General features: G+C 56.4%; 21 protein-coding genes and 1 pseudogene. 18 read left to right on the top strand and 4 right to left on the bottom strand.

Annotated elements, in window-relative coordinates; all coding sequences use genetic code 11:
• From LCH65_RS18915 to LCH65_RS18845, 15 genes and pseudogenes are all read left to right on the top strand, one after another.
• Nucleotides 1-3,321, top strand: a 3,321-nt coding sequence (locus tag LCH65_RS18915) for a DUF637 domain-containing protein (protein ID WP_226439709.1), incomplete at its 5' end; no start/stop codon positions are given.
• 9 nt (nucleotides 3,322-3,330) lie between these two features.
• Nucleotides 3,331-3,717 (top strand): DUF5376 family protein, encoded by a 387-nt coding sequence (locus LCH65_RS18910; RefSeq protein WP_032623183.1) that lies wholly within the window; start codon nucleotides 3,331-3,333, stop codon nucleotides 3,715-3,717.
• 412 nt (nucleotides 3,718-4,129) lie between these two features.
• On the top strand, nucleotides 4,130-4,288 hold the full coding sequence (locus LCH65_RS18905; RefSeq protein WP_017279623.1) for a hypothetical protein: 159 nt from the start codon (nucleotides 4,130-4,132) through the stop codon (nucleotides 4,286-4,288).
• A 303-nt stretch (nucleotides 4,289-4,591) separates the two neighbouring features.
• Nucleotides 4,592-6,902 (top strand): annotated as a pseudogene (locus LCH65_RS18900) (DUF637 domain-containing protein); the annotation flags it as partial.
• Entirely contained in the window at nucleotides 6,885-8,249 is a 1,365-nt protein-coding gene (locus LCH65_RS26345) for a colicin E5-related ribonuclease (RefSeq protein WP_345945910.1), read from the top strand. The pseudogene LCH65_RS18900 and the gene LCH65_RS26345, both read left to right, overlap by 18 nt.
• A gap of 2 nt (nucleotides 8,250-8,251) precedes the next feature.
• Nucleotides 8,252-8,581: a colicin immunity protein gene (locus LCH65_RS18890; protein ID WP_226439708.1), complete on the top strand. Its 330-nt coding sequence runs from the start codon at nucleotides 8,252-8,254 to the stop codon at nucleotides 8,579-8,581.
• Nucleotides 8,582-8,617: 36 nt separating this feature from the next.
• Nucleotides 8,618-9,010 (top strand): hypothetical protein, encoded by a 393-nt coding sequence (locus tag LCH65_RS18885; RefSeq protein ID WP_128775112.1) that lies wholly within the window; start codon nucleotides 8,618-8,620, stop codon nucleotides 9,008-9,010.
• A gap of 378 nt (nucleotides 9,011-9,388) precedes the next feature.
• A complete protein-coding gene (locus tag LCH65_RS18880; protein WP_096107320.1) occupies nucleotides 9,389-10,300 on the top strand; it encodes a LysR family transcriptional regulator in 912 nt (303 codons plus the stop codon).
• A gap of 278 nt (nucleotides 10,301-10,578) precedes the next feature.
• Nucleotides 10,579-11,607, top strand: coding sequence for an aldolase catalytic domain-containing protein (locus LCH65_RS18875; protein WP_226439707.1), 1,029 nt, complete (start codon nucleotides 10,579-10,581; stop codon nucleotides 11,605-11,607).
• Entirely contained in the window at nucleotides 11,604-12,794 is a 1,191-nt protein-coding gene (locus tag LCH65_RS18870; RefSeq protein ID WP_226439706.1) for an isocitrate/isopropylmalate family dehydrogenase, read from the top strand. Before LCH65_RS18875 ends, LCH65_RS18870 begins: the two co-directional genes overlap by 4 nt.
• The gene (locus LCH65_RS18865; RefSeq protein WP_226439705.1) at nucleotides 12,778-13,497 is read left to right on the top strand and encodes an RraA family protein; all 720 of its coding nucleotides are present in this window, start codon (nucleotides 12,778-12,780) and stop codon (nucleotides 13,495-13,497) included. Before LCH65_RS18870 ends, LCH65_RS18865 begins: the two co-directional genes overlap by 17 nt.
• A 34-nt stretch (nucleotides 13,498-13,531) precedes the next feature.
• On the top strand, nucleotides 13,532-13,894 hold the full coding sequence (locus LCH65_RS18860) for an antibiotic biosynthesis monooxygenase (RefSeq protein WP_003315407.1): 363 nt from the start codon (nucleotides 13,532-13,534) through the stop codon (nucleotides 13,892-13,894).
• Between the two features lie 77 nt (nucleotides 13,895-13,971).
• Nucleotides 13,972-14,943 (top strand): nitronate monooxygenase, encoded by a 972-nt coding sequence (locus tag LCH65_RS18855; protein ID WP_096128259.1) that lies wholly within the window; start codon nucleotides 13,972-13,974, stop codon nucleotides 14,941-14,943.
• Between the two features lie 86 nt (nucleotides 14,944-15,029).
• A complete protein-coding gene (locus LCH65_RS18850; RefSeq protein WP_226439704.1) occupies nucleotides 15,030-15,803 on the top strand; it encodes a hypothetical protein in 774 nt (257 codons plus the stop codon).
• Nucleotides 15,800-16,657 carry a DUF6282 family protein gene (locus LCH65_RS18845; RefSeq protein ID WP_226439703.1) on the top strand — a complete coding sequence of 286 codons (858 nt, stop codon included), beginning with the start codon at nucleotides 15,800-15,802 and terminating at the stop codon, nucleotides 16,655-16,657. Before LCH65_RS18850 ends, LCH65_RS18845 begins: the two co-directional genes overlap by 4 nt.
• Nucleotides 16,658-16,707: 50 nt before the next feature.
• Here the strand turns inward: LCH65_RS18845 and LCH65_RS18840 are convergent, their stop codons facing one another.
• From LCH65_RS18840 to LCH65_RS18830, 3 genes are all read right to left on the bottom strand, one after another.
• Nucleotides 16,708-17,886, bottom strand: coding sequence for an LLM class flavin-dependent oxidoreductase (locus LCH65_RS18840; protein ID WP_058396286.1), 1,179 nt, complete (start codon nucleotides 17,884-17,886; stop codon nucleotides 16,708-16,710).
• A gap of 82 nt (nucleotides 17,887-17,968) precedes the next feature.
• Entirely contained in the window at nucleotides 17,969-18,946 is a 978-nt protein-coding gene (locus tag LCH65_RS18835) for an LLM class oxidoreductase (protein ID WP_058396285.1), read from the bottom strand.
• On the bottom strand, nucleotides 18,943-20,508 hold the full coding sequence (locus LCH65_RS18830; protein WP_103736152.1) for an MFS transporter: 1,566 nt from the start codon (nucleotides 20,506-20,508) through the stop codon (nucleotides 18,943-18,945). The genes LCH65_RS18835 and LCH65_RS18830 overlap by 4 nt, the downstream gene beginning before the upstream one ends.
• 158 nt (nucleotides 20,509-20,666) lie before the next feature.
• Between LCH65_RS18830 and LCH65_RS18825 the strand changes: the two genes are divergently transcribed.
• Nucleotides 20,667-21,563, top strand: a complete 897-nt coding sequence (locus LCH65_RS18825) for a LysR family transcriptional regulator (RefSeq protein WP_058396283.1) — start codon at nucleotides 20,667-20,669, stop codon at nucleotides 21,561-21,563.
• Between the two features lie 42 nt (nucleotides 21,564-21,605).
• On the top strand, nucleotides 21,606-22,232 hold the full coding sequence (locus LCH65_RS18820; RefSeq protein WP_226439702.1) for a glutathione S-transferase: 627 nt from the start codon (nucleotides 21,606-21,608) through the stop codon (nucleotides 22,230-22,232).
• Nucleotides 22,233-22,352: 120 nt separating this feature from the next.
• Here the strand turns inward: LCH65_RS18820 and LCH65_RS18815 are convergent, their stop codons facing one another.
• Nucleotides 22,353-23,681, bottom strand: coding sequence for an ATP-binding protein (locus LCH65_RS18815; protein ID WP_024662335.1), 1,329 nt, complete (start codon nucleotides 23,679-23,681; stop codon nucleotides 22,353-22,355).
• Between the two features lie 464 nt (nucleotides 23,682-24,145).
• Between LCH65_RS18815 and LCH65_RS18810 the strand changes: the two genes are divergently transcribed.
• Nucleotides 24,146-25,753 carry a M10 family metallopeptidase gene (locus LCH65_RS18810; protein WP_226439701.1) on the top strand — a complete coding sequence of 536 codons (1,608 nt, stop codon included), beginning with the start codon at nucleotides 24,146-24,148 and terminating at the stop codon, nucleotides 25,751-25,753.
• The last annotated feature ends 126 nt before the right edge of the window (nucleotides 25,754-25,879 follow it).

Raw genomic sequence — 25,879 nt, 5'->3', positions numbered from 1 at the left:
TTGTATCTGGCTCAGGCCGACAATCGCCTTGGTCCCACCGGGGCGTTGATTGCGGGTAACGACGTTTCACTGATCGCCGGACAGGATTTGAATAACGTCGGCACCTTGCGTGCGGCCAATAATCTGTCGGCTGCTGCTGGAAATGACTTGGTCAACAGCGGCCTGATAGAAGCTGGCAACCGTCTTGACCTGCTGGCAGGTAACGACCTGATCAACAAGTCCGGGGGCATTATCGCCGGACGTGATGTGACACTGACCGCCCTGCGCGGCGATGTCATTAACGAACGCACGGTGACCAGCCATCAGAGCGCTGCGGATGATGCGACCTGGCGGCAGGACTTTGCTGACAGCGCGGCACGCATCGAAGCGGCCAACGACATGTCCCTGCAAGCCGGTCGTGATGTGAAAAACACCGGCAGCGTGTTGCAGGCTGGTCGTGATTTGAGCATCTCTGCGGGCCGTGACGTCGCTATCGATTCGGCCCAGACCGAGAACGGCCAGACACGCGGCGCGAACTCCAGTAATTCCAGCATCACGCAACTGGGCTCCACGGTCAGCGCCGGGCGCGACCTGACGGCCCAGGCCGGCCGCGACATCAACGTGATCGCCAGCAGCATCGACGCCAAGCGCGACATCGCGATGGCCGCGACGGAAAACCTGACCCTGTCCTCGGCGGCTGATGAACAGCATTCTTACGGCAAGAGCAAGAAGGTGACCGAGCAGGAAGATCATGTCAGCCAGGTGTCTGCGGACCTGAAAGCGGGCGGCAGTGTGGCTTTGCAGGCAGGGCAGAATCTGGCCGTGATCTCCAGCCGTATTACCGCTGGGAAAGAGGCGTATCTGGTTGCGGGTGAGAATCTGGACATTCTTGCTGCGCAGGACAGTGATTATTCGCTGTACGACATGAAGAAAAAAGGCAGCTTCGGCGCGAAGAAAACCCAGCGTGACGAAGTGACCGATGTGAAAAACGTCGGTAGCGAAATTACTACCGGTGGCGACCTGTTGCTGTCGAGCGGCGGCGATCAGAAGTATCAGGCTGCGAAGCTGAAGAGCGGTAAGGACCTGACGATTGAAAGTGGTGGTGCGGTTACGTTTGAGGGCGTGAAGGACCTGCATCAGGAGAGTCACGAGAAGAGTGACAACAACGCCTTTTGGGTTTCCTCCAAAGGTAAAGGTAATACCGACGAGACCTTACGCCAGAGCGAACTGGTTGCCGCCGGTGAAGTAACCATTAAAGCCGTCAATGGACTGCAGATCGATATCAAGCAGGTTGATCAGCAAACGGTTACCCAGAGCATCGATGCAATGGTCAAGGCCGATCCACAACTGGCCTGGCTCAAGGATGCTGAAAAACGCGGTGACGTGGACTGGCGGCAAGTGAAGGAGATTCACGACTCCTTCAAGTACAGCAACTCGGGTCTTGGTCCAGCCTCGCAAATTATCATCGCGATTATCATGGCTGCTGTTGTGGGGCCTATGGCAATGGGCGCGGTAGGTGCATCCACAGGGGCAGCAGTAACGGCAGGTACTATGGGTGCCAACACTGCAGCGTTCCTCTCTGCGGGCGCAGGTGCTGTTGCAGCGGGTGCCGCTACCAACGCAACGGTCAGCGTTATTAATAACCGTGGGAACCTTGGGGCGGTATTTAAAGATGTAACTTCTTCCGATTCCATAAAAGGGTATGTCATCTCGGGAGTGACGGCGGGTCTGACGGCTGCGTACTTTGATGGTTGGACGGGTACTCATAGTGATCCGAACACCGGCAAGATTGTTGGAGCCAAGCTCTCGACTTGGGAAGGCGTGGGTCAGTTTGCTGGTAATCAGGTTCTGCAGAACGGGACGTCAGCGCTGCTGAGTAGTGCTCTTGGCAACGGCGGCAGTGGCAGTGATGCACTCAAGACTGCGTTGTTCAATACCTTGGCGGCAGCGAGTTTCAATGCAGTGGGTGACTATACCTACGGCAATTTTGCGGAAGGTACACCTCCCAAGGTCATCATTCACGCGATGGTGGGAGGTCTGCTATCAAAGGCCACTGGCGGAGATTTCAGAACGGGAGCGTTGGCTGCAGGAGCTAACGAAGCTTTGGTTGGACACCTGAATAGTCTGGTCAACGGTAATAAAAACCTTCTGACCATGAGTTCTCAGATAGTCGGCGCTCTGGCTGCGGCCACTCAGAAAGACGCTGATGCCAGCTCGATTGAGAAGGGTAGTTGGGTAGCCAGGAACGCTACGCAATACAACAAGGGGTTACATGAACCGGCTGCGATGGAGCTTGAAAAAGCGCGTAATGAAAATCCGGATCGTGCCGAAAGGTTAGATGCCGCTGCGTGCGCCTTGGTCCATTGCAGCGCCTCTGTACCTACTTCGGATAAAAACTACGAAGGACTGAAAGCTCTGGAAGCCAAGGGAGCTGGCTATACCCGTGAGCTGGCTGATCTCAAGGCAACAGGTCAGTTTGACTACGGCTACATTGACAGCGCTGACGACTTTATCACTCGGCATGATGAGGCGGTTACGCGAACCGGTGCTGTCATTGATACCAGCGTGAACACCTACATTGGAGGGACTTCAGCGGTAGGAGCCGTCATAACCCTGCCAGGATGTGCTTCTATCATAGGCTGTCTGGCTCCTGCGGCCCTTGGCGGTCTTGCAACCTTGTCGTTTAACAACGCAGCAGAGTCTGCTGGCGCTATCACTCAGCCTTATGTTTCAACCGAGGGACAACGGGTACTCAGCTCGTTCAACCCGGCGAGCAAAACGCCAGATGAAAGTGCGCTGGCGGCGATGACCATCAACGCTGCTGCTTCGGTCGCAGAGGCGATTATTTTGCGAGGAGCTGGTAAACTTGTTCTGGATGCTTTCGGGGCAGGTGCAAAAGCAATTCCAAATGGCACAGTTGATCTCAATGCACAGGCGTCACTATCTGTAAGCAAAGTTAATTCCCCGATTGATTTTGATGGTCATATACTGAGTGCTGAAGTAAAACCAAATGGGAATGTTGTTGGTGGGCACTCAACAGTGACGGGGGATGTTCAAGTGATCCCTGGGACAGCTTCGATACCGAATGCGCAAGGTGTTTATAGCGCTAGGATTCAGGTGGCAGATCCAGCCAATCCAGGGCAGTTCTTGCCCAAGACGAATAATGGAGGCATTTCTACACTATTTCCCGATTCTTGGACCGCAGATCGAATAAAAGTTGAAGTGGATGGAGCCTTCCAAAATAGAACAGTTGTCGGAAATAAATGGACTGGAACAACCCCTAGCGGTGTCCAGGTAGAGGGATATATAAGCCCGAAAACTACCGTATATCCAAAGCTTTAGGTGTATAAAATGAAATTGCATTTTTCATGGGAAGAGTCAGCAGGAGCTCTTTCGCCGGTTTGTAGTTCAAACATGATCAACAGAGATGGCGTTAGCCCGCTAGCGTGCCTATTAACTGATGATGGCGGTCAATTATTTTTAGACACCGTGCCGTGGTTGGATGAGGGGCTGGACAGAACAAGATCAGTTAAGGAGGCTAAGGTTGATTTTGTAGACTGGAGTCGCGATGCCTGGGGGGCTGAATTGACTAAAGAATATGTAAAAATTTATTCGCTCCATGATGAAAGTTACTACGAACTAATTACTATCGACTCATTTGAAGCAGCACTATCAGCGTGGTTGGATTTTATTAAGCTGAAACCGGCGGTGGGAGTAATTCAGGAGGTTGAAGTTTAAATTTCCATTTGGCAGGGGGAGTTGGTGCAAAAGGAACTGCTAATGCCGCATTGAAGCTTGGCGAAACCCAAACTATTAATGATGTAAGCATGACTAGTGTCGGGAGATGGATGTCTCCTGATGAACTGGCACAGATGCAAAGTAGTAACAAAATTGTTCAGGGAGGCGGCGGGCAAATCTTTATCTGAACTAACGGTGCCGCTGATTTTAAAGGGGCTGCGTCTAAAGGTTTCGTCTATGTCGAGTTTGATGTTCCAAGTAGTGGATTGTTGCAGGGTGGTAAGGAAGGCTGGTATAAAATGATTGGTCTGGACGCAAGTAAATCCCAGCAATATTTTCTTAATAAACAGGGTGGGGAACATCTCCCTGAGGTAAAAAATATTACTGTGCTAGATAGTAAGTGAGAGGGGTTATGGATGCTTTTCAGTTTAATAAAGAAGTTAAGTCTCTATTGAAAGGCTACGCCGTAGAGTATTCAGCATTCGCCAGCGGGGATTTTGGGAACCTTGAGCGGATAGGGCTGGAAGGCTTTAACACGCTGGCGACCGTAGAATTTTGGTCTGAAGGCTGAATAGGTATTGATATATATGACTGTGCTTGTGATGAGCAGGTCATGAATATTTTGCTTTCTCCAGAGGAAAAAGATCTTGTCCCTAAAGCATTTGAAAAGCTTCTGGATATATTAAATCGAAATAGTTAATAAGTATCTCCGGAAACTCAGGGTGCTTGTTTATCTGTAGATCCCAGCCTCGATTTGACACCGGCCCTGCGCCGGTGTTGTTTTATCTGCTTACTGCAAAACTTCCCTTCCTTTGCTGCGCGCTTTATTCGTGGCCTGAGCGATCAGGGCATCAAGCATCTGCGCAACGAATTTCTGTATCTGGCACAGGCCGACAATCGCCTTGGCCCGACCGGGGCATTGATTGCGGGTAACGACGTCTCACTGATCGCAGGCCAGAACCTCGACAACGTCGGTAGCTTGCACGCCGCCAACAACCTCTCGGCAGTCGCAGGCAACAAAAAACCTGATCAACACCGGCCTGATAGAAGCCGGCAACCGGCTCGATCTGCTCGCGGGCAATAACCTGATCAACACCGCTGGCGGCATCATCAAAGGTCGCGATGTTTCACTGACCGCGATCAACGGCGACGTGATCAACGAACGCAGCGTCACCTCGATGGACAACAGTGCACGCGGTCAGCGCCACAACGAGTTCGCCGACAGCGCCGCGCGCATCGAAGCCGCCAACGACATGAGCCTCTCGGCAGGCCGCCACGTCATCAACAAAGGCAGCGTGCTGGAAAGCGGTCGTGACATGACCATCCAGGCCGGACGCGACGTCACCATCGCCCCGACCGAAGTCACCAACAGCCTGTTCTCGGACAGCAAACACAACAGCAGCGACATCACCCAACTGGGCTCAACCGCCAGTTCAGGACGCGACCTGACCGTTCAGGCCGGACGCGACATCTCCGTCATCGCCAGCCAGATCGATGCCAAACGCGACATCGCCATGGCCGCGACCGAAAACCTCACCATCAGCTCTGCGGCGGACGAAGAACACTCCCTGTCCAAAAGCAAAAAACTGACCCGTCAGGAAGACCACGTCAGCCAGGTTTCTTCTGATCTTGACGCGGGAGGCAGCGTTACCTTGCATGCGGGCCAGAACCTCTCCGTGATCTCCAGCCGTATTACTCCGGGTAAAGAGGCGTACCTGGTTGCCGGTGAAAACCTCGACATCTTGGCTGCGCAGGACAGTGATTATTCGCTGTATGACAAAAAGAAGAAGGGGAGTTTTGGGGCGAAGAAAACCAAGCGTGACGAAATCACTGATGTGAAAAACATCGGCAGTGAAATTACCACTGGTGGTGATTTGCTGCTGTCGAGCGGAGGCGATCAGAAGTATCAGGCCGCGAAGCTGGAGAGCGGTAAAGACCTGACGATTGAAAGTGGTGGTGCAGTTACGTTTGAGGGCGTGAAGGACCTGCATCAGGAGAGTCACGAGAAGAGCAAAAGTGACCTTGCCTGGAATTCGAGTAAAGGTAAGGGCAACACCGACGAAACCTTGCGCCAGAGCGAGCTGGTGGCCAAAGGCGAAGTAGCGATCCGGGCTGTTGAAGGCTTGAAAATCGACATCAAACAAGTCGACCAGCAAAGCGTTAGCCAGACTATTGATGCAATGGTCAAGGCCGACCCGCAACTGGCGTGGCTTAAGGATGCTGAGCAGCGCGGTGATGTGGATTGGCGTCAGATCAAAGAGGTACATGATTCGTTCAAGTACAACAATTCAAGCCTCGGCCAAGGGGCAATGCTGGCGATCATTATTGTCGTTACGGTGTTGACGGCCGGGGCTGGGACATTCGCTACAGCGGGTGCGGCAGCAGGCTCTGCTGCTAACGGAGCAGCACTCGCTGCTGGTATTTCTGGGACAACGGCTGCAACGATCGGTGTTGCGGCAAACGCGGCTGCTGTTGCCAGTCTAACGTCAATAACTGCTCAGGGTGTTGTGAGCACGATCAACAACAAAGGCAATCTGGGGGCAGCCTTAAAAGATACGTTTAGTAGCGATAGCTTAAAAAGCGCTGCCATCTCAGGCCTTACCGCGGGATTCACCGCCGGCGTCATTGATCCACAACTGGGCGGTAGTACTAAGCCATTCAACAATCTGACCAAGGGGTTCGATCTATCCACGTGGGGAGGCGTGGGTGGCTTTGCGGTTCATGCCGGTGCGCAAGGTCTGGCTTCGGGGGCTATCAATACTGCGGTCAACGGCGGTAGCTTGGGTGGCAATCTGGTTAACGGATTGGTCAGTCAGGCAGGCAACGTAGCTGCGGCCATAGGGTTTTATCAGGTCGGAAGTTTTGCAGATCAGAAGCTCCTTGAAGCTACTACAGCCGGGGATGTAACAGGAAAGGCCATGTGGGTTGAAGGTGGTATAGGCCGAACAACCTTGCATGCCTTGATGGGGGGCGCAGTTTCCTCTGCAACCGGCGGCGACTTCACCACTGGCGCCGTTGCCGCTGGTGCCAGTCAAGCAATGGCAGGTGCCTTGAATGATGTATTCAAAGCAAGCCCAGAGTATCGTCAGGCGGCTGCGCAGATCGTCGGCTTGGCAGCGGCAGGATTGGCAGGTGGAGATGTCGAGAAAGCTGCCTGGGTTTCGGCCATGGCAGATCAATACAACCGACAGTTGCACCCGAACGAAATACCACTGCTGGAAAAACAGTCCGCAAGCCTGGCTCAGGAAGCCAACATCAGCCCGGCCGAGGCCGAGAAACGCCTAGCACAGGCATTGGCTTATTACACCGACAAAAACTGGAATGGTGCACTCGCAGAGAACGGTGTCGTCCCCGATGCTGTGACGCTGAAACATCTGGGTATCGCGCTTTCGCCTTTGGCTGATACTTATGCAGCGGTAGGCGATGTTCCTGTAGCGGCCGGGAGTAAATCTTATACGCCAGCAGAAACAGTGGCGCTCATCACCGACTATCGCAATACCCACACCGCTGAGTATGCGGATGCGTCGATCAACGCAGTCAACATGCAGGGGTTGTACGCAGGTGATCCTGGATACAAATACGCTAATTTTTACCAAAAAAACCTTGCGGTTAACACCGATTTTCTGAGTTCCCTTTCCGGCACTTTAGCCGGGATTGCCCAAGGTAGCGGCAGCGCGTTGTCGGATTCTTTCGGTTCGGCATGGGCGCTTATGAGTGATCCTGCCGGGGTTAGCGAGCAGGCCGCCAATGGTCTAATGGGCTTGAGCAAGAACCCGTGGGGTTCCTTCATGAATAGCGTGGAGGCAAGCCAGACCAAAGAGGCCATGGCGACCATCTACGATATGCAGGGCAACACGGCGGCGAGTGCGGCTATTCGTGCGAAAAGTGATCTTGAGTTCGCGCTGAACTTCTTGCCAGCCAATCGGGCAAAGACGTTGGCAGAGCTGGGGGGCGGTGCAAGAGCTTTAGTTTCCGCAGAAAAAGCCGCTCTACCAGCAGGCTATCGTGAAGGCGGTTCGGTCGGGGCAGCTTTCAATGAAACGGGGGGGTTGCCGGAAGGTTATCGCCGGGTTATCAATACCAAGACTGGCAATACAGAGGTTTTGGCTGCGGATGGCACGTTCTATTTAGAGACCAGCAATGGACTCAAGCCGAAGGCAGGGGGTAATCTTGCTGGGTTGGTTGAAGCAGAGAGAAATATTGCGAGTGCAAAAGAGGCCGCTTCGGAAGGATTATACGCCACAAAGACGGGCAAAATTACTATTGACGGCAAAATTGACGGTCAACTTGAAGCTCGAGGGTGGACCCAGCAAGAGGTCCAGGGCGTCATTGATGAAGGGCCAGTGGGAACTACTGCTGACAACCGATCTGCGTCGAAGACGCCAGATGGACTGGCGAGAAATGATCCGGCATCCGTGTATGGCTCAAAGAGCGGGTATGTTGTGGTTAATGACCGGACTGGCGAAGTCGTGCAGATAAGCGGCAAAAATGACCCAGGTTGGATTCCGGATAGTCGAATTAAGTGGAAGTAAAAATGATCATTGATCTTCAGCAGCGCTACGACTCATCCGATGACTTCTTCAATCTTGGTGGAAGCGTTGTGATGAAGGTCTCAGCCGATGCAGCAGTTGCTATTTGTGAACGCGCTGCACAGCGCGGGTTAGTGGTCGCTCGAATCGAAGGAGGCATTTGGCATGCCCCTGGATTTGAGGCTCGGTTGGATTGTATTTGGGACGGAATTGATCCCCCAGTCGATCAGAGAACGGCCGAACAAAACAACCGAGTAGCGGCTGAATTCGTGCGCACGGAACAGGCCGTGCATGATGTCTACGTGATTACGGCGCATAGTATGTTGGGATGGTAAGCACGTCGCGTTTGCTGTGAGTAAGGAACACTTGAAGTGTCCGGTAGTAGTGTTGGTTCAAAAGAAATACCTAAGGAATTAGGTGAGGTTTCTTTTGATGCAGCTGATGGCCTGGGAACCATCTACTCTCCAATAGTCATTACGAGCGGAAGTGAAATAACATTTGATGAGTTTGCGATAGGGACTTCGAAAGGGGTCATTGGCGTTGGTGCTGATGGGGCTGCTGAATTAGCAAGGCCATTGAGGAAAATGCTTGCTTATGCTCAGTCCAAAGGTGCAGAAAAAAGCACTTTGACAGGTCGCTATGCATCCCCAGAAAGCTATAAGCTTGGAATCGGTAGTTTTGATAATGTAAGTCAGAATTTTTCCTTTAGCTTTCCCATGACGAAGGAAGGCTTGAGGGGATTTTTAAAAGGGGTTGGACAATGAAGGTTCGTCGAACCGGATGAGGCAGATATCTCCTAAAGGGTAGTTGGTGCAAAATCGACAGGTGGTGCAATTGACGCTGGCTTTGATACTGCTACCCCGCAGATTAAATTGCAGGGGTATCCTGCCCGGCGATACCCATATTTATTTTAATGTTTGTTAAGCGAAGCCCCACTCCGGACACCCCCGTCCCAAATCATCCGACCCCCTCTCCGCAATACCCACCCGCCAATGAACTAAACTACCCAGCGGCACCCGCTCGCTGTCCGGGCCTGAGGAAGTTGTCAGCCTTATCCTTATCGTTCTAAGCATCTGCCAATACCCGGTTTAAAACATAACAAAACTACCTGTTCGCACGAACCGCATAAGGATAAGGCTTGGATGACAATGACTCCAGTGGATGGATCGGCTTCCTTTGATGTTAACAACCTGTTCAGAAAACCCAGGATCTGTTTTGACTGGGAGGACCTGCGTTACTTCGTGATGTTTTCCACGGTCAGTTCCCTGAGTGGCGCTGCAAGGATGCTGGGTGTGGAGCACGCCACTGTGTCGCGTCGTATCGCTTCGCTGGAAAGGTCTCTGAATGTAAAGCTTGTCGACCGTCGCAAGCGTTTGTATGAACTGACTGATGAGGGACGGCGTGTGGCGGCGATCGGGCGACAGATCGAGGCGCAGACTCAGGCTGTTGGCCGTCTCGCGGTTGCGGCTCAGGTGGTGCAGGGTGTGGAGGTGACCATCAGTGCGCCGCCGTCGGTGGCGGTCGAGAAGCTGGTACCGCAGTTGGGGGCGTTTCGGGCGATGCATCCCGGAATTGTGTTGCGCTTGTTGGGCGATCACCAGTATTCATCGTTATCCAGTTGCCAGTCTGACCTGTGTATACGGTTTTCCAAACCTGTTGAAAGCGGCATTGTCGCGCGGCGGATTGGCACAGCTTCCTTTTCATTTTATTGCGCACGTTTTTATCTGGAGCAACGCCCTCCGGAGCATTATGAGTTTATTGCTTATGACAATGAACTGATGAGTGACAATCAGAATGGTTGGCTGAGGGATATCGTCGGTGATCGACCCTTTGTGCTGGAGGCCAAAACGGTGGAGTTGCAAATTCGTGCTGCGGAAACCGGTGTGGGTATCGCGTTACTGCCCAGTTTTGCCGTAGAGGGTAATGATCGTCTGTGCCGGGTGGAATTGTCGGCTCCGCTGGAAGTCGATGTCTGGCTCGGTGTGCATGAAGACTTGCGCACGGTGGCTTCCATCCAGGCTGCCATGAATTATGTGGAAAGCTGTTATCGCTAGCCAGGGCTGAGTTCGCGCTGGTTATGTTGTCGGCAAAACAGTCGTGCGGTGAAAAAATTCCCATCCCCTCATCAAATATCGACAGTTTACAAGTTCGGCTGTTTTGACGAGGATCAATGTCGAGTGGAGCAGTTCATGACTCGAAACTCCGAGACGTTAAGGTGTCGGCTCGGCAAGGTTTGTTAGATGGCGCGCTGTTGGATAATTATAAAAACTCAAGCAGTGGCAAGATCATCTCAAGCACCCTGATGACACCCTAAGGACAGCAGGAGATTCTCATGGCCGACGTAAAAATTCTCGACGTTACATTGCGTGATGGTGGTTATCGGAACAACTTCAACTTCACAGAAGATCAGGCGCAGATAGTGGTCGCTGGCTTGGCCAGTGCGGGTGTCGACCTCTGCGAAATTGGTTATTGCAAAGGATCCTTCGCCCCGAAAGGCGAGCACGGTCTGACCAGTGATGTAGGCGCAGGCTTCATTGAAAAGATTGCGCAGGCGGCCAACGGCCGTATCGAACTGGCCGTCATGGTTCACCCCAGAAACATCACCACGGATGACTTCGCCATGCTCAGGGAGCAGGGCGTTTCGATGATCCGCGTCTGTTTGCGGCGCGATCAATTGGATGAGGGGCTTGTGACCTTGTCGCTGGCTCGCGATCACGGCTTCAGTGTCAGCGCCAATGTGACGCATGTGACTTCGCAGACGCCAGGCAGTGTGCTTGATACGGCGGTACGCGCGGAGGGGGCTGGCGCGGATATCGTTTGCTGTGCGGATTCCAATGGCCATATGTTGCCAGCCGATGTAGATCGACTGTTCAGTCGTCTCTCAAGCCGACTATTGGTGCCGCTGGGCTTTCACGCCCATAACAATATGTCGTTGGCGCTGGCGAATGCAGTGGCGGCTATAGAAGCCGGCGCTGAATACATCGACACGTCCATATGTGGCATGGGCAAGGGAGCCGGCAATCTTCACCTGAGTATGCTGGTTGCCTACCTGGAGCGTACCAGCGTCAGTCATGGCTATGACCTGGTGAAGGTGATGGAACTGTCGGAAGCCACGGCCCGTGCGGTACCGCACAACAATATGCCCAGCCCGCTGATGGATATCATTCTGGGCACTTACAACTTCCCCTATGACAGCAGTCAACGCGTACGGGACACCCTCGAGCGCTTTCAGCTGACTTCCGAGTATCGAGCGATCGAGGTCATGCATCAGCAGGACAAGGTGGCGCGTCTTGCGCCCCGAGCGGTGTTACCGACTATTGCCACCGGCTTGCCGAACAGCGTAAAGGGAGTCGCACTATGACCACTCAACCGCTCCGAAAGCGCATCTGTGTATTGCCCGGCGACGGGATCGGCATTGAAGTCATGGCGGCGGCACTGCCGGTGATTGCGGCGTTGAACCTGCCATTCGATCTGATTGCGGCTGACATCGGTTGGGAATGCTGGAGGGCCGAGGGGGAAACCGTTCCGGCCCGTACCTGGGAGATCATGGCCAGTTGCGACGCGACATTGCTTGGCGCAATCACCAGCAAGCCTCTGGCAGAGGCCGAAGCAGAGTTGCCACTGGCGCTTCAGGGCCAGAACCGCCGCTATGTCAGTCCGGTCATTCAGCTCAGGCAGAATCTCGACCTGTACGCCAATGTCCGCCCGGTCACTGACATGACTGGCGAACACAGATTTCGCTTTGTGGTGATCAGGGAAAACACCGAAGGGCTTTATGCGGGGCTGGACTTTGGTTGTATCCCGGATGCACTGGTGCCGCTGCTCGAAGAGCGGGAAGCCCTCGGCGCGGCGTGGCAGCGAGAAGGGCAGGATGATGCGACGGTGACGTTGCGCCTGCAGACGCGAAGTGGCCTGACGCGTATTTTCGAATACGCCTTCGAGTACGCCCGCAAGAATCATTTCACGCGGGTTACGTTTGTCGACAAACCCATGGTCCTGCGGCACAGCAGCGCCTTTGCACGGGGCATCTTCGAAGCAACAGCTCTGCGTTATCCGGACGTGACCGGGGTCATCGAAAACGTCGATGCGGTTGCCCTGTGGATGGTGCAACGTCCCGAGCGCTTCGGGGTGATCGTTGCCGAGAACATGTTCGGCGATATTCTTTCCGATCTCGGCGCCGGAGTCATGGGCGGCCTGGGGTTTGCGCCCAGTGGCAACTTCGGCAATTCAGGTGCTTATTTCGAACCGGTACACGGCAGCGCACCTGCTCACGCGGGTTTGAACAAGGCCAACCCCGGCGCGATGTTCATGGCCATCGCGCTGATGCTGGAGTATTTGGGGTTTCCGGCCGAGTCGGCGTGTATCAGCCAGGCGGTCAGCCTGGTTTCTCGCACATCCACACGCACGTATGACCTTGGCGGTTCCCATACCACGGCTCAAGTGGGCGAAGCGATCGTTCAGCAGTGCATCGAGTTGCAGTCCCGCACGTTCGGGTATGGCAACGAACAGGTTGCAGCACAGGGAGAACGTCATGTCAGCGCACTTTGAAGCTGTACCCATTGCGCAAGCCGTGCTGGAGGCATGTGAACATCTCGATACTGCGTCCTTGTCTGACGCGCTGGACAGCCTGGGGATCGACGGCGGGCTTTTGGGGATTGCCTCGCAAGTCCCTGGCACTCGTTGCGTGGGCATCGCGTTTACCGTGCAGTACGAGCCGGTCGATGCATCTGCGGTCTTCAAGGGTGCTGCCAACTATATCGATCATGTACCGGCCGGCGCGGTGATTGTTTCCTCAAACAACGGACGCCAGGACTGCACAGTATGGGGCGACATCATGACCCACTTCGCGTTGGCCAATGGCATCAAGGGCACCGTGATCGATGGCGTGGCACGCGATATCGATACGGTCATCGAGTGCCGTTACCCATTGTTCAGTCGCGGGCGTTTCATGCAGTCGGCTAAGAACCGCGCTCAACTCCAGGCTATACAAGTGCCTCTGCTTATCGATGGCGTAACAGTCCGGCCCGGCGACCTTCTGGTGTGTGATGGCAGCGGCTGTGTTGTGATTCCCCAGCAACTGGCTGTCGAGGTCGTACGCCGTGCCCAGGCGGTCGAGCAGACAGAGCGCAGCATCATCGAAGCCATATCAGCCGGCTGGACGCTGGAAAAAGCTCGCAGCACCTATCGCTACGACCAGCCTTGGCTGACTGACGCTGAAAAAATCAGCGTCGCGATGCCTTCGCAGGCGTGAACCGAGCTGCCTTCCCACTTGAATGGAAATGATGATGAAAATGGAATTGTTCGACGCTCAATCCGTCACCGATGACAACGCGGTTTATCTGATCAATGTCGTACAGGTAAACGAGGGGGCTCAGGATCTGGCCATTCAGATTCTTGAAGAGACGGTCAGTTACGTGGCACGCACTTACAGTGCCTTCAAATGGAGCCGGCTGATGAAAAGCATCGACGGCAAGACTGTCATCAATCAGGCGCAATGGAGCGATCGCAGCCAGTTCGAGTCGCTGTTTACCGACGCAGAGTTTCTGTCGCGCTACTCCCGGTTGAAAGAAACCGGCACCTGGGAATATCACCTGTACAACGTGGCCGAGTACATCACCCCTGAAATTGCCTTACAGAAGGCCGGCTAAGCCACGACCGGCAGAAGAGGGCGGCGCACAGGCCGCCTTCGTCTGATATTCACTCGGATTTGCACAGGGATTATGCGATGACCACGATCAATACAGCACTGACCTCTCTTCTGGGCATTGACCACCCGCTGATTCTGGCGCCCATGGGCGGCGCTTCCGGTGGGCGTCTGGCGGCTGCGGTTTCCCGTGCCGGGGGCCTCGGCCTGGTGGGTGCCAGTTACGGCGACCCGCAATGGATGGCACGTGAACTGGAGATGATGCGAGAGGTGCAGCAGCCTTGGGGCGTCGGGCTGGTCATGTTTACCGTGGCCAAACAGTTCGAATTGCTTCATCTGGCGCTGGAGTATCGTCCGGCGGTGGTTGCCCTGTCGTTTGGTGATGTACGTCCTTTCGTCAGGCCCATCCATCAGGCCAATGCCAAAGTCATCGTTCAGGTGCATGACGTCGACCAGGCGCTTGACGCGCTGGAAGCCGGTGCCGATGCGCTGATTGTGCAAGGTGCCGAGGCGGGTGGTCACAGTTTGCGCCGAGCTTCATTGCCGCTGTTTCCGGCAGTTCGCGACGCGGTGGGTGACGATGTTTTGCTTATCGGTGCCGGCGGGATTGCCGACGGGCGTGGCATGGCTGCTGCGCTGGCGCTGGGCATGGACGGCGTGATGATGGGCACGCGCTTTCTGGCTTCGCAGGAGGCATTGCCTTCCGAACGGGTAAAACAACGACTGCTTCAGGCGGTCGCGAGCGATACGGTGCGAACCCGGATCTTCGATCAGGTACGCGGCATCGATTGGCCCGAGGGCTACAGCGGGCGCGTGATCGGAAATGACTTTTCCGCTAGCTGGGTGGGTGAGGAGCAGGCTTTCGCTGCCTCAGCCGGTCAACTGCGCCTGGACTATGAAGCCGCGCTGGCGGCCGACGATGTCAGTATCCGGGCCATCTGGGCGGGCGAAGTCGCGGACCTGATCAAGGAAGTGCTGCCCGCGCAACTGATCATCGAGTCGACCCTGCGCGGCTATGCCGCCAGTGTCGAACGCCTTCGCACGACCCGCTGATCCGTCACGATGGAACCCTCACGATGGAGCAACGACCGGACCCGCTCGACAAGGCGGGTCTTGTTCTTTTTGCAGGAGCAAAAGCCATGAGTCATTGCATGACCTTCCGGACCTTTGGTGCCGGGCATTCGCGCGTCTTTATTTTGTCACCGGTGATGCCGGTCTGGGACGAGGGTGGTTTTGCCCAACCGCTGATCGAGCATTTCACTGCGGCGGGTTATCAGGTCAGGGTTTTTGATTCCCTGTCCCTGCCGCTCAAGCCCGGCGAAGACTTTGGCGGGTTTGCCGAGCGCTGGGTCAGCGCACTCGAGCCTTGGGGGATACCAGATGTACTGGTCGGCGTGGCCTTGGGCGGTGCGTTGGTACAGGCGTTGGCAGGCACTTCATCAATGCGGTCGACGCCTGCATTGTTGCTGCTTTCTTCTCCGGCCAAAGCCGATGCGTTGCTGGATTCCAGGCTGGGACGTATGGCGGATCTGGCAGAACAAGGGCATGTCGAGCAAGCCAAACGCCTGCTGGACGATCTGGTGTTGCCTGAAGGCCAGAAACAAGAGCACTCGTCCGGCAGCGAGAATGACGCAACGCTTTCAACCCAAGGGCAGCGTCTGACCCTGGGGTTCCGGCTACTGAGCGGTCTGGATATCAGTGAGTGCCTGCTCGATTTCAAACGGCGTGTGCTGAGCGTGTTTGGCGGGAAGTCGCAACTGGTTGGGGCGCGTCATGTGCTGCATACCAAAGGCCACAGACAACGCTCACTGTGTGTGCCTGATGGCGGGATGCGCCCGCTGGCAGATGATCTGGACCGGGTGCTGGAGAGCATCGATACATTTCTGATCGCCAGAGCGGAGTGTGTGCAATGAGTCAGATCGAGGAGCCAGGCTTCATTGATGTGCATTACCACGCCAATCCTGACGCGTTCATTCGCCGTCATGGAGCGATAGAGGCGGGCAGACGCTACGCTGCGGTGCAGGGCCGGGTCGTATTGAAAAATCACCTGGGGTGTACGGCGGCCCAGGCATGGGAAGCACGCAATCAGGGTTTTCCGGTCAGCGGTTCTGTGGTTCTGAACGAGATTGCCGGCGGCATCGACTACCGTGTAGTCGAGCGCAGTCTCTGTTTGCGCGGCGATGAACCTGGACGTTTCATTGTTCACTTGCCAACCGTCACAGGCAGAACGCATACCAGCACGCTGGCCCGCAACCTGAGCCATCCGCTGTTGCGGGACAAGCCCATCAAGCCTGCCAGAGTGACATCGGAGAACGGCCGCCTGACGCCGCAGACGCTGGATATTCTCAAAATGGCCCGTGACTATCCGCTGGTGATCTCGACAGGGCATGCCGATGCCAATGAAGTCAGGACGTTGATCGACGAAGCGCTGCGGATCGGCGTGCCGAGGTTGATGCTCAACCAGCCTGCCAATCCGTTGACCGGTCTAGACGCGGCCGAGCTTGCGCTGATCGGCAAAGAGCCATCGGTCTACATCGAGCAGACCGCACTGACGTACCTGCTGGGCTATCAGGACCGGCAGGATTTCAGCGATGTGTTGAGTCATGTCGGCAATGTGGTCTACAGCTCGGACCTGGGGCAGACCAGTCAGATCGATGTGCACGAGTGGCTGTCGCTGAGCGGGCAGTGGTTCGATGCGTTCGGCTTGAGCGGCGAGCGCCGCACCGAGATGACGCTGTTGAATCCGCAACGCATGTTGGCCCTTTAAGCTGTCCGGATAAGGCCGCCCTGGCCAGTACTGCCAGGGCGGCCTGGCCATCAGGCTATTGCTGCGGACACCTTCGAAGTAATAGCCTCCACAACTCTGTATTCACGCAGGCCCGCGTCTTCCATCAGCGGCAGTGTTTCTCTCACGAAGTCCTTTATACCCTCGTGGTAATCGAGCCACGTCAGGGCAATGCCGTCGATCCCCCAGTCAGAATACTTCCTGAACAGCTCCACGATCTTCTCGGGTGTGCCCACCAGTGGCACCCCGGCGAATCCGGCCTTGAAGTGGAAACGGAAACGCACGGCGTCTTCGGGGGTGAAAATGCCGGTCTGGATACCCAGCTCGCCGGTGATGATGTCGCAGCCCTCATCGTCACCGACCTGGTTGGCGTAATAGTCCAGGTAAGCGTCTGCTTGCTCTTGCGTGTCCTTCTGCACCACGTAGCCATAACACCATATCTTTATGTCACGGCCGAACTTCTGTTTCGCCAGGTCCTTGTAGGATGCAATCTGCTCTCGCACCGCTTGTTCACCGTCCAGATGTTTGACGATCAGGAACGCGGCATCGCAATGTTCTGCACAAAACAGTTTGCCGCGCGGCGACCCTCCTGCGTTGATCAGGTAGGGTTTATTCAGGGGTTGTGGCTGCGAGATTGCGCCGCAGATGTTGAAATACTCGCCTTTGAAGTCGAACGGGGTCTGCTGCTCCCACGCATTTTTTGCAATGTGCAGCCACTCTTCTGCGTAGTCGTAGCGTTTGTCGTGCTCCATCATGTGGCCGCTGAACATGCGCATTTCCGCGCCATACCAGCCGCAAAGGATATTCAGTCCGAAGCGCCCGCCGCTGATGTGGTCGATGGTCACCGCCTGTTTGGCCGCGAACAGCGGGTGTACGGTGGGCAGGTGCGAGGTGGTGAAGACCGCGATCTGACTGGTCAGGGCTGCAATCCCGGCAGCCCAGGTATAGGTCTCGAAACAGACACCGCCCGTATTGTTGGTACCGCCGAAACCTTTCCAGCGGCCTACCGGTATGAAGGCTTCAAACCCCGCATCGTCGGCAATCCGGGCGATCTCCAGGTTGCCAGCCCAATCGTCTCCGCGCAGGCGTTCAGGCGCATTGGTGACGGTGCAGCCACCCTCGGTATTGGTGGAGAAAACACCCAGCTGTATCTTGTTCGGGCTGCTGCGCATCGGGTTGGTTTTTATCGGATAGGATTTTTCAGCGCGCATCGTGACCTCCCAGGTCGGTAGTTGAATCGTTCGTCCTTGCTACATCCTGAACCTGCGGTGGCCGTGCCGATGAAGTATTCGGTCAGGCATGATCACCCCGGCGGGTCGGGAAGTACGGCAGCACATACTCTTCCAGCTCTTGCAACACTTCTGTGGCCGGACGCCTCAGGGGCTTGAGGTTCAGCGCCACATGCGAAACCCCCTGTTCCCGCTGACGCTGCCACAGGGCGATGAGGGCGTTGCGCCCGGTACTGATTCCGCGTCCGACTTTCATCGGCGCGTCCTTGTTCTCGTCGAGGTCGAAGAACGTCGCATAGCCGTAGGGCTTGAAGTGCCTTTGCTCATTGGCACTGCGCCAATGATTGATCACTTCAGGCAAGGTGTCGAAGCCGCTCTGATGCCATATCCAGCCATCCATGTGATTGGCCAGCCATTTGATATCCTGCTGACAGCGCCCGATGGCAAGCATAGGCAGCCGCCCGAAAACCGGTTTCGGCAGTAGATCCAGCGTGCCATTGAGTTGCCCGTAATGGCGCGATCTGAACACTGGAAAAGACTGCTCGGTCACCGCGTGCAGCAGTTCGACGCCGTCTCTGAAGCGTTCCGCGCGGGTGTCGAAATGCTCGCCGAACGCAGGATATTCGCCGGGCCTGTCCCCCGTCGACACACCCAGCAGGAAGCGTCCCTCGAGCAACACGTCCACGCTGCACGCCTGTTTGGCGACCATCAGCGGATTACGCAGCGTCAATATGATGCCTGCCGTGCCGATGCAGATTTGCCGGGTGACGGCAGACAGCAGCGCGGCGTAGACAAAAGGATCGAACACCTGACCGGCGTCGCCGAACCCCGGGTCGAGAAGCGGTACGTCACGCAGCCACAGCGCGGCGAAACCGGCCTTGTCGGCCTGAATGGCCAAGGCCAGATGGTCTTTCATGGTCGGTGCTGCGGAGTCGGGGTAGCCCTCCAGAGGCGCGATCAGCCCGAACGTGAGGTGACCTGGCGCGAACACCTTTGCAAAGGCTGGATGCCGCTTTGCGCCTGATATTTCATAGGGACTCACTTGATTTCGCCCGCCAGTTCAAGCGTGTCGGAGGCCACTATGGGCGGTTCTTCATGAGCGCGGACGCGACCAAGCAGCGCAAAGACCGCCACGGCCGTCAGCACGGTGGCGGCGCTGAGAATGAACAGCAGATTGCGGAACGCGGTGGCGTACTGTTGGTGCAGCAGTTCTGCCTGGCCGGGCAGAAGACCGATCGCATTCTGCAGGTCGCCCAATGCGGCGCGGTTGGCAGCGTTTGTCACCACATCAGGCGCGACACCCGTCAGGGCATCGAACAGGCCCCACTGAATGAACGTGGCGAGCAGTGCGCCTGCGATCGCAATGGCTATGCCGTCGGCAGAAACGCGTACGGCATTGAAGATGCCGGTAGCCATACCGGCGCGTTCCTTTTCAACCACACTGATCGCCATGCCATCCATCAGCCCCCAGGGCAGACCGATGCCGATGCCGATCAAGGCCATCGGCAGCAAGGCGGTTTTGATTGCTCCGCTGTCCAGCGCCAGCGCGAGCCACAGCAGACCGACAGCCACCAGCAGCAAACCGATACCGGACAGTAGCCCGGAGGTGAAACGACGTGCCAGTTGTGCGGCAAGCATCGGTACGATCAGCAGGGGCGCGGCCAGTGCGGTCATCATTTGCCCGGTTTCCAGAGCGCTGAGACCGTCGATACCAATGAAGCGCGCTGGCAACATGATGATCAGCACGACAAAGAAAAATGCCGGACTGGCTGCAAGAATCTGCACGCCGACAAAGCGCGCGCTATTGAACAGTGACAGGTCCAGCATGGGACGGGCAACGCGCCGCTCCACGGCGATGAATATCCAGAACAGCAGCAGTGAGCCAATGATGCCACCCATCACCAGTGGATCGCTCCAGCCCTCTTCAGGGGCGAGCAGGATTGCGTAAGTGAACAGGGCCAATGCTGCGGTAAAACTGATTGCGCCCGGCCAGTCCATACCCGTGGCGTCGGGATCCTTTGATTCGGTGGCGCTGAACAGCACCAGCAGGAAACCCGCGACGCCGATGAGTGCAGTCGCATGAAATGACCATTTCCAACCTGCCGAATCCACCAGCGAGCCGGCTGCGAGTGGGCCGAAGGCCAGACCTATGCCGAAGGTGGTGCCCAGCAGGCTGAAGACTCGGGTGCGCTCGGCGCCATGAAAGGTCTGGGCAAGCGACGACATCGCCCCGGCGAACGCTGCCGCGCCGCCCAGGCCTTGAACCAGTCTGAGCAGGTCGATCTGGACCACGGAGGAAGCTGCCGGAATGGCGAAGGTGGAGAGCACGAATATCGCCAGCCCGATCAGCCAGACGCGTTTTCTGCCGTAGATATCCGTCAGGCTCCCGGCGGCCATCATGGCGCTGCCGTAGGTCAGGATGTAGGCGTTGATGACCCAGGTCAGCTCGACCGCTGATCCGCCCAGCGCCTGGTTTATCGAAGGCAGAACCACGGCAGGGCCGGTGAAGCATAACGGGATCAGAATGCCGGTCAGGCAAGCCGCGAGCAGTTGCCCCCATCGTCCCGCAGTGGGTTGTGTTTGGACCCGATGTGCTGTGGTCATGTGCAATGTCCCTGTGAAGCGTGCCCGGGTTTTGCTGTGATGCACGCGTTTATCCAAGAGCGATTGCCCTGCCGGGAGATTAGGGGTTGCGCCCGCAAACAAAAACAGGCTTATGTTCCGAACGTATAGGACAGGGTTGTCCTGAATAGGAGTGGGTATTGGAATCGCTCGGAAGCATTGCCGTGTTCGTTCTGGTTGCCGAAACACGGAGTTTTACCCAGGCCGGAAAACGCCTGGGCATCTCTTCGTCGGGTATCGGCAAGAGCATTGGCCGTATGGAGGAGAGCCTCGGCGTTCGGCTTTTTCATCGCAGTACGCGCAGTATCGCCCTGACGCTGGAAGGCTCGATATTCCTGGAGCGTTGCCGACGCATTCTGTCGGAGCTGGAAGCGGCGGAAATGGAGTTGATCAATGCCAGGGATCTGCCCAGGGGCAGGTTGCGGATCAGTCTGCCGTTGGTCAGCGGACTGGTCATGCCGGTGATCATCGACTTCATGCGCACCTACCCCGATATCGAACTGGATATCGATTTCTCGGACCGGATGGTCGATATCATCGAGGAGGGCTTCGATGTCGTATTACGCACCGGAGATCCCGTCGACTCGGGCCTGATGTCGAAGCGGATGGGCAGCTTCCAATTGCGCATTGTCGGCGCTCCGGACTATTTTGCCCGGCATGGTATACCCCGGCATCCTGGCGACCTGAGTCAGCACGCCTGCCTGTTGCACAAGTTTCCCTCCTCGGGAAAGTTCGAACACTGGCCGCTGCGTCGTGAGCCAGGCGTCGATGATCTTGAGTTACCTCAGGCCATGGTGTGTAACACCACCGAGATTCTGGTGGACGTTGCGCGGGCCGGGTTGGGCATTGCCTGTCTGCCGGACTTCATGATTTCATCGGCCGTCCGCGACGGCGAGCTGATACCTGTCCTGGCTGATTACACGGTGCACACCGGAACGTTCAGATTGCTCTGGCCGTCCAGCAAGCATCTTTCGCTGCGCCTGCGAGTCTTCATTGATTTCATGCACGCCCATTTGTTTGCTCCTCCATCAGTATGACTGTACGGAGCGAGCCTGCAGCACCTGGCAAGGAGCACTGGCATGTACACGCTTTTCGGCACGGAACGTTCGGGTTCAGCGGCTATCGAGATAGCGCTTCAGCGCTGCTCGGTACCTTTTACAGTGTGCAACGCCTGTGGATGGGAGGAGGGGCCGGGCAAGGAGGCGTTGAGGCGGGTCAACCCGTTGATGCAAGTTCCCACGTTGGTGCTCGCCGATGATTCGGTACTCACTGAAAGTGCTGCGATCCTGATCCATCTGGGCCTGGAGTACCCAGGTTCCGGGCTTCTGCCTGGCGATTCCGCCCAGCGTGCTCAAGCGCTTCGCGCGCTGGTTTACATGGCAGCCAACTGCTATGCCGCCATCGGGATTATTGATTACCCGCAGCGCTGGCTGACGAGTGCCGACGATGGGCTGGAGAGGCTGCTCGAAGCGGGCGCCCGGAGGCGGTTGCATCAAAACTGGGAGACGTTTGCCGACCTGTTTGCTGATGCCGGGGTTTGGCGTTGCGATTCACTCGGCGCAGTGGAGATTCTGGCCTCTGTCGTGACGCGATGGAGTGGCGCCCGGGAGCACCTGCATAACGCCCGACCGGATTTTCATGCGTTGTTGTTACGGGTTGAGGCTGAGCCGTTGGTCAACGCGGTCATAAGACGCCATTGGCCATGAAACACCCGACGTTAATGATGACGCAGGTTATAAAATTTAAAGGGCCGAACATTGAATGTTCGGCCCTTTTAATTCAAAGCGTGCCTGAAGTAACCACGCCTCGCTGGCGATGAGCTGTTGTTAATGTTCGGTTATATGGGCTGGCGCGTTGGTTGCACTGATCGGCCCCAGTATTCTCAAATAGAGATGCACCGTAGTACCGCTTCCCGGTGCTGTTTCGACGCGTGCTCCTCCGCCGGCATTTACCGCGAACTCCTGCACCTGAACAAGGCCGAGCCCGGCACCCGGGTCGGCACTTCTGGTCGTGAAGAAAGGTTCGAAGATCTGCTCCTTGAGCTCGGCTGTCATGCCAGGCCCGTTATCGTTCACGCTGAGTACCAGATAATCGCCTTCCGGGAATTGCGGGTCTTCCTTGATGGACTCCAGCCGGGTCGAGATATGCACCTTGCCGGGGCCTGAAATTGCATCACGCGCGTTGCTCAGCAGATTCAATAAGGTGGTATGCAATTGCGCTTCTGCGCACAACACGCCCCAGCCTCGGGCGGACAGGTCGAATGAAAGGTCCAGCGTGTCGCCTGCCGAACGCAAAAGAAGATCACGCGCGGCATCGATCCGTTCGCTGACATCGATGCAGATCAGTTCGGGACCGTCATGGCGAACGCTGTTGAGCAGGCGAGTCACCAGTTGGCGACCGTGATCCACTGCTCGCAGTCCGGTATCGCTGAGCGTCTCGACGTCGGTAGGGCGGCGTGAGCGCATGCGGATCAGTTGCAGGCTTGCACTCAGTGCCTGGAGCAGGTTGTTGAAGTCATGAGCGATGCTTGCCGTGAGCATGCCCAGCGAAGACACCCGTTGCGACTGGCGCAAATTGCGCTCCAGAGCCAGGCTTTGGCTCTGTGCGCTTTCGAGCCCCAGCGCCAGTTCGGCGGCATGCTGGTCACGTTGCTCCGAGACCAGGCGGTATTGCATCAGGGCTGCGGTTTGCCGTGCCAGTGCCAGCAGGGCACGACGTTGCTGTTCGCTTAGTACGCGCGGCCAGATGTCGATCACGCAGACGGTGCCCAGCGCATGACCGGCCTCGGTACGAATCGGCGCACCTGCATAAAAACGGATGTAGGGAGGCCCGAGCACCAGCGGACTCTCTCTGAAGCGAGGGTCAGTGGTTGCGTCTTCCACCACCAGCACATCGGAAGGCTGCAGGATGGCGTGGGCGCAGAATGCCAGGTCGCGATGCGTCTCCTGCACGTCCAGGCCGATGCAGGCCTTGAACCACTGGCGTTCTCGGTCAACCAGCGAAACCAGCGCGATGGGCGCGTCGCACAATGTGGTGGCGAGCAGCACAATGTCGTCGAAGTCTTGCTCGGGAGCACTGTCCAGTATCTTGAGATGCTCAAGAGACAGGACTCGTTCTTCCTCGCTGGCGGGGAGTGGCGCAGGGTGGTGGGTCATGGGGCGCACCGCGATCGGATGAAATTGGGTCTTATGATGCCTATGATCCATAGAGTGCAGCAAGGTATACGCCGCATAAATCAGCTCGGCGTGCGCAGGTTTGAACGATGTCCCCTTTATTCAGCCTCCCCCCTCGACACGCAGTGAAGCAATCCTGCGCAATCGAAGGGCGTTCCGATCGTGTTCGAATACCCTCGAAACAGTCACTTCTTACTGTCTTGGCTGGTGCTCCGAACCCTATATGGCGACGCGCCATTAAATGGCACTTGTAATAGAAGTTAAAGTTCACTCGTCATAAGAAGTTGGCAGGTATTGAGAGTAATGAATCGGCCGTTCTGAACGCTATTTTTGTAACTTATTATGTCCATATTATGTGTGCTGTGTAATAAACTGCTGTCCGGTTTTTGCGCTGGCAAAGATCGTTGGCCTATCACTAACGTCTGTATTCTTCAGGAGCAACGCCGATGCCCGGCCCAAATGAATCAAGTCCTGCCGAACTCTTGCCCGAGGGGGCTGCCGACGACCGAGTTACCAGTCTGCTATGGGGGCCATTCTGGCTCGGGGATTCTTCCGGTACCCATCTGACTTACAGTTTTCATCGGGCCGACTCCGTGTACGCCACCGATTACAGTCGCTCTCAGGAGCCCGGTGATGCCTATTCGCTGACCGACGCCCAGGCGGCAGCCGCAAAAAGCGCACTGGATGCCTGGAGCGCGGTGGCTGATATCAAGTTCACCGAGGTTCAGGACACCCCCGATAAAGTCGGAGACATTCGCTTCGGCGGCTTCAAGGGCCTGCAAGGCACCGAGTTTGGCCAGGCTTACGCGCCGGGCACGCTGGGCCGCTCCGGCGATGTCTGGATCGGACCGAACGTCAACGCGGCCGATCCAGCCAAGGGCACGGACGATTACCTCACGTTCATGCATGAAACCGGTCATGCACTGGGCTTGAAGCATTCGTTCGAAGGCTCGCAGTACAACGATGTCCTGCTCGATGCCAAATTCGAAGATGCGCGTTACACCATCATGAGCTACACCAACAATTACAGCTTCAAGCCCACCACGCCGATGCTGCTCGATGTCGCGGCCATGCAGTTTATATACGGTGCCAACACCCACTATCACACTGGCGACGACGTCTATAAGTGGGCGCCCGGGCAATCGGTGTTCGAGACCATCTGGGACGCTGGCGGCAAAGACACCATCGATGCCAGCAATCAGGAAGCCTCGGTGAAAATCAACCTCAACGAGGGTGAGTTCAGCACTATCGGCAAGGCGTTTCTCGATTACAACGCGAACCCTGACGCACCCACGCTGATGAATTCCGGATTGGCGATTGCTTACGGTGCGCACATCGAAAACGCCATAGGTTCTGCTTTCAATGACACGTTGATCGGCAACGATCTGGATAACGTGCTCAATGGCCGCGGTGGTCTGGATACCATGATCGGCGGACTGGGCAACGATACCTACGTCATCGATCAGGTCGGCGAACTGGACCTTGTTCAGGAAAAGGCCGATCAAGGCGTCGATACGCTGAAGATCACTTACGACAATACCTCGCCCATTGCACAGGTGATCAACCTCAATGCCGGGACGCTGGCGAACTTCGAGAATGTGCATCTCAAAGGCGAGGGTGCATTCACCGTGCTGGGCAATGACCGCAACAACACCCTGACCGGTAATGATGCAGACAACGTTCTGTTCGGCGGTGCCGGCAATGACAAACTGGTGGGCGGCCAGGGCGCCGATATCATGACTGGTGGTAGCGGTGCTGACCGTTTCGTGTTCAACGATCTGTCGGAAATGGGCAAAGGCCACAACAGCGACGTGATCACCGACTTCAATAGCCAGCAAGGCGACAAACTGAGCTTCCTGAAAATGGATGCCAACGTGGACACCAAGGCCCTCGATGCTTTCAGCTTCATCGGCAGCGGCGAGTTCACTGGCGCTGGCCAGCTGCGTTTCGCTGATCATGTGCTGTCCGGCAACGTCAACGCTGACCTGCATGCGGACTTTGAAATCCAGCTGGTTGGCGTCAGCGAGTTCCATGCCCACGATCTGGCGGTCTGATCGCTGATCTGAAAGACCGACCTCAATGACAGGACTGCGTCGCTGACAGGCGCAGTCCTTTCCCGCCGACTTTCCCCTTCTTTTCTGGTTTTAATCGCGCACCGCAATTGGGCGAGGCAGCGTTTT

It is taken from the genome of Pseudomonas sp. MWU16-30316 (assembly GCF_020515645.1).
In the GTDB taxonomy this organism is placed as follows: domain Bacteria; phylum Pseudomonadota; class Gammaproteobacteria; order Pseudomonadales; family Pseudomonadaceae; genus Aquipseudomonas; species Aquipseudomonas cerasi.
The sequence above is the reverse complement of the archived record's forward strand: the minus strand, read 5'-3'. Positions and strand labels throughout refer to the sequence as shown.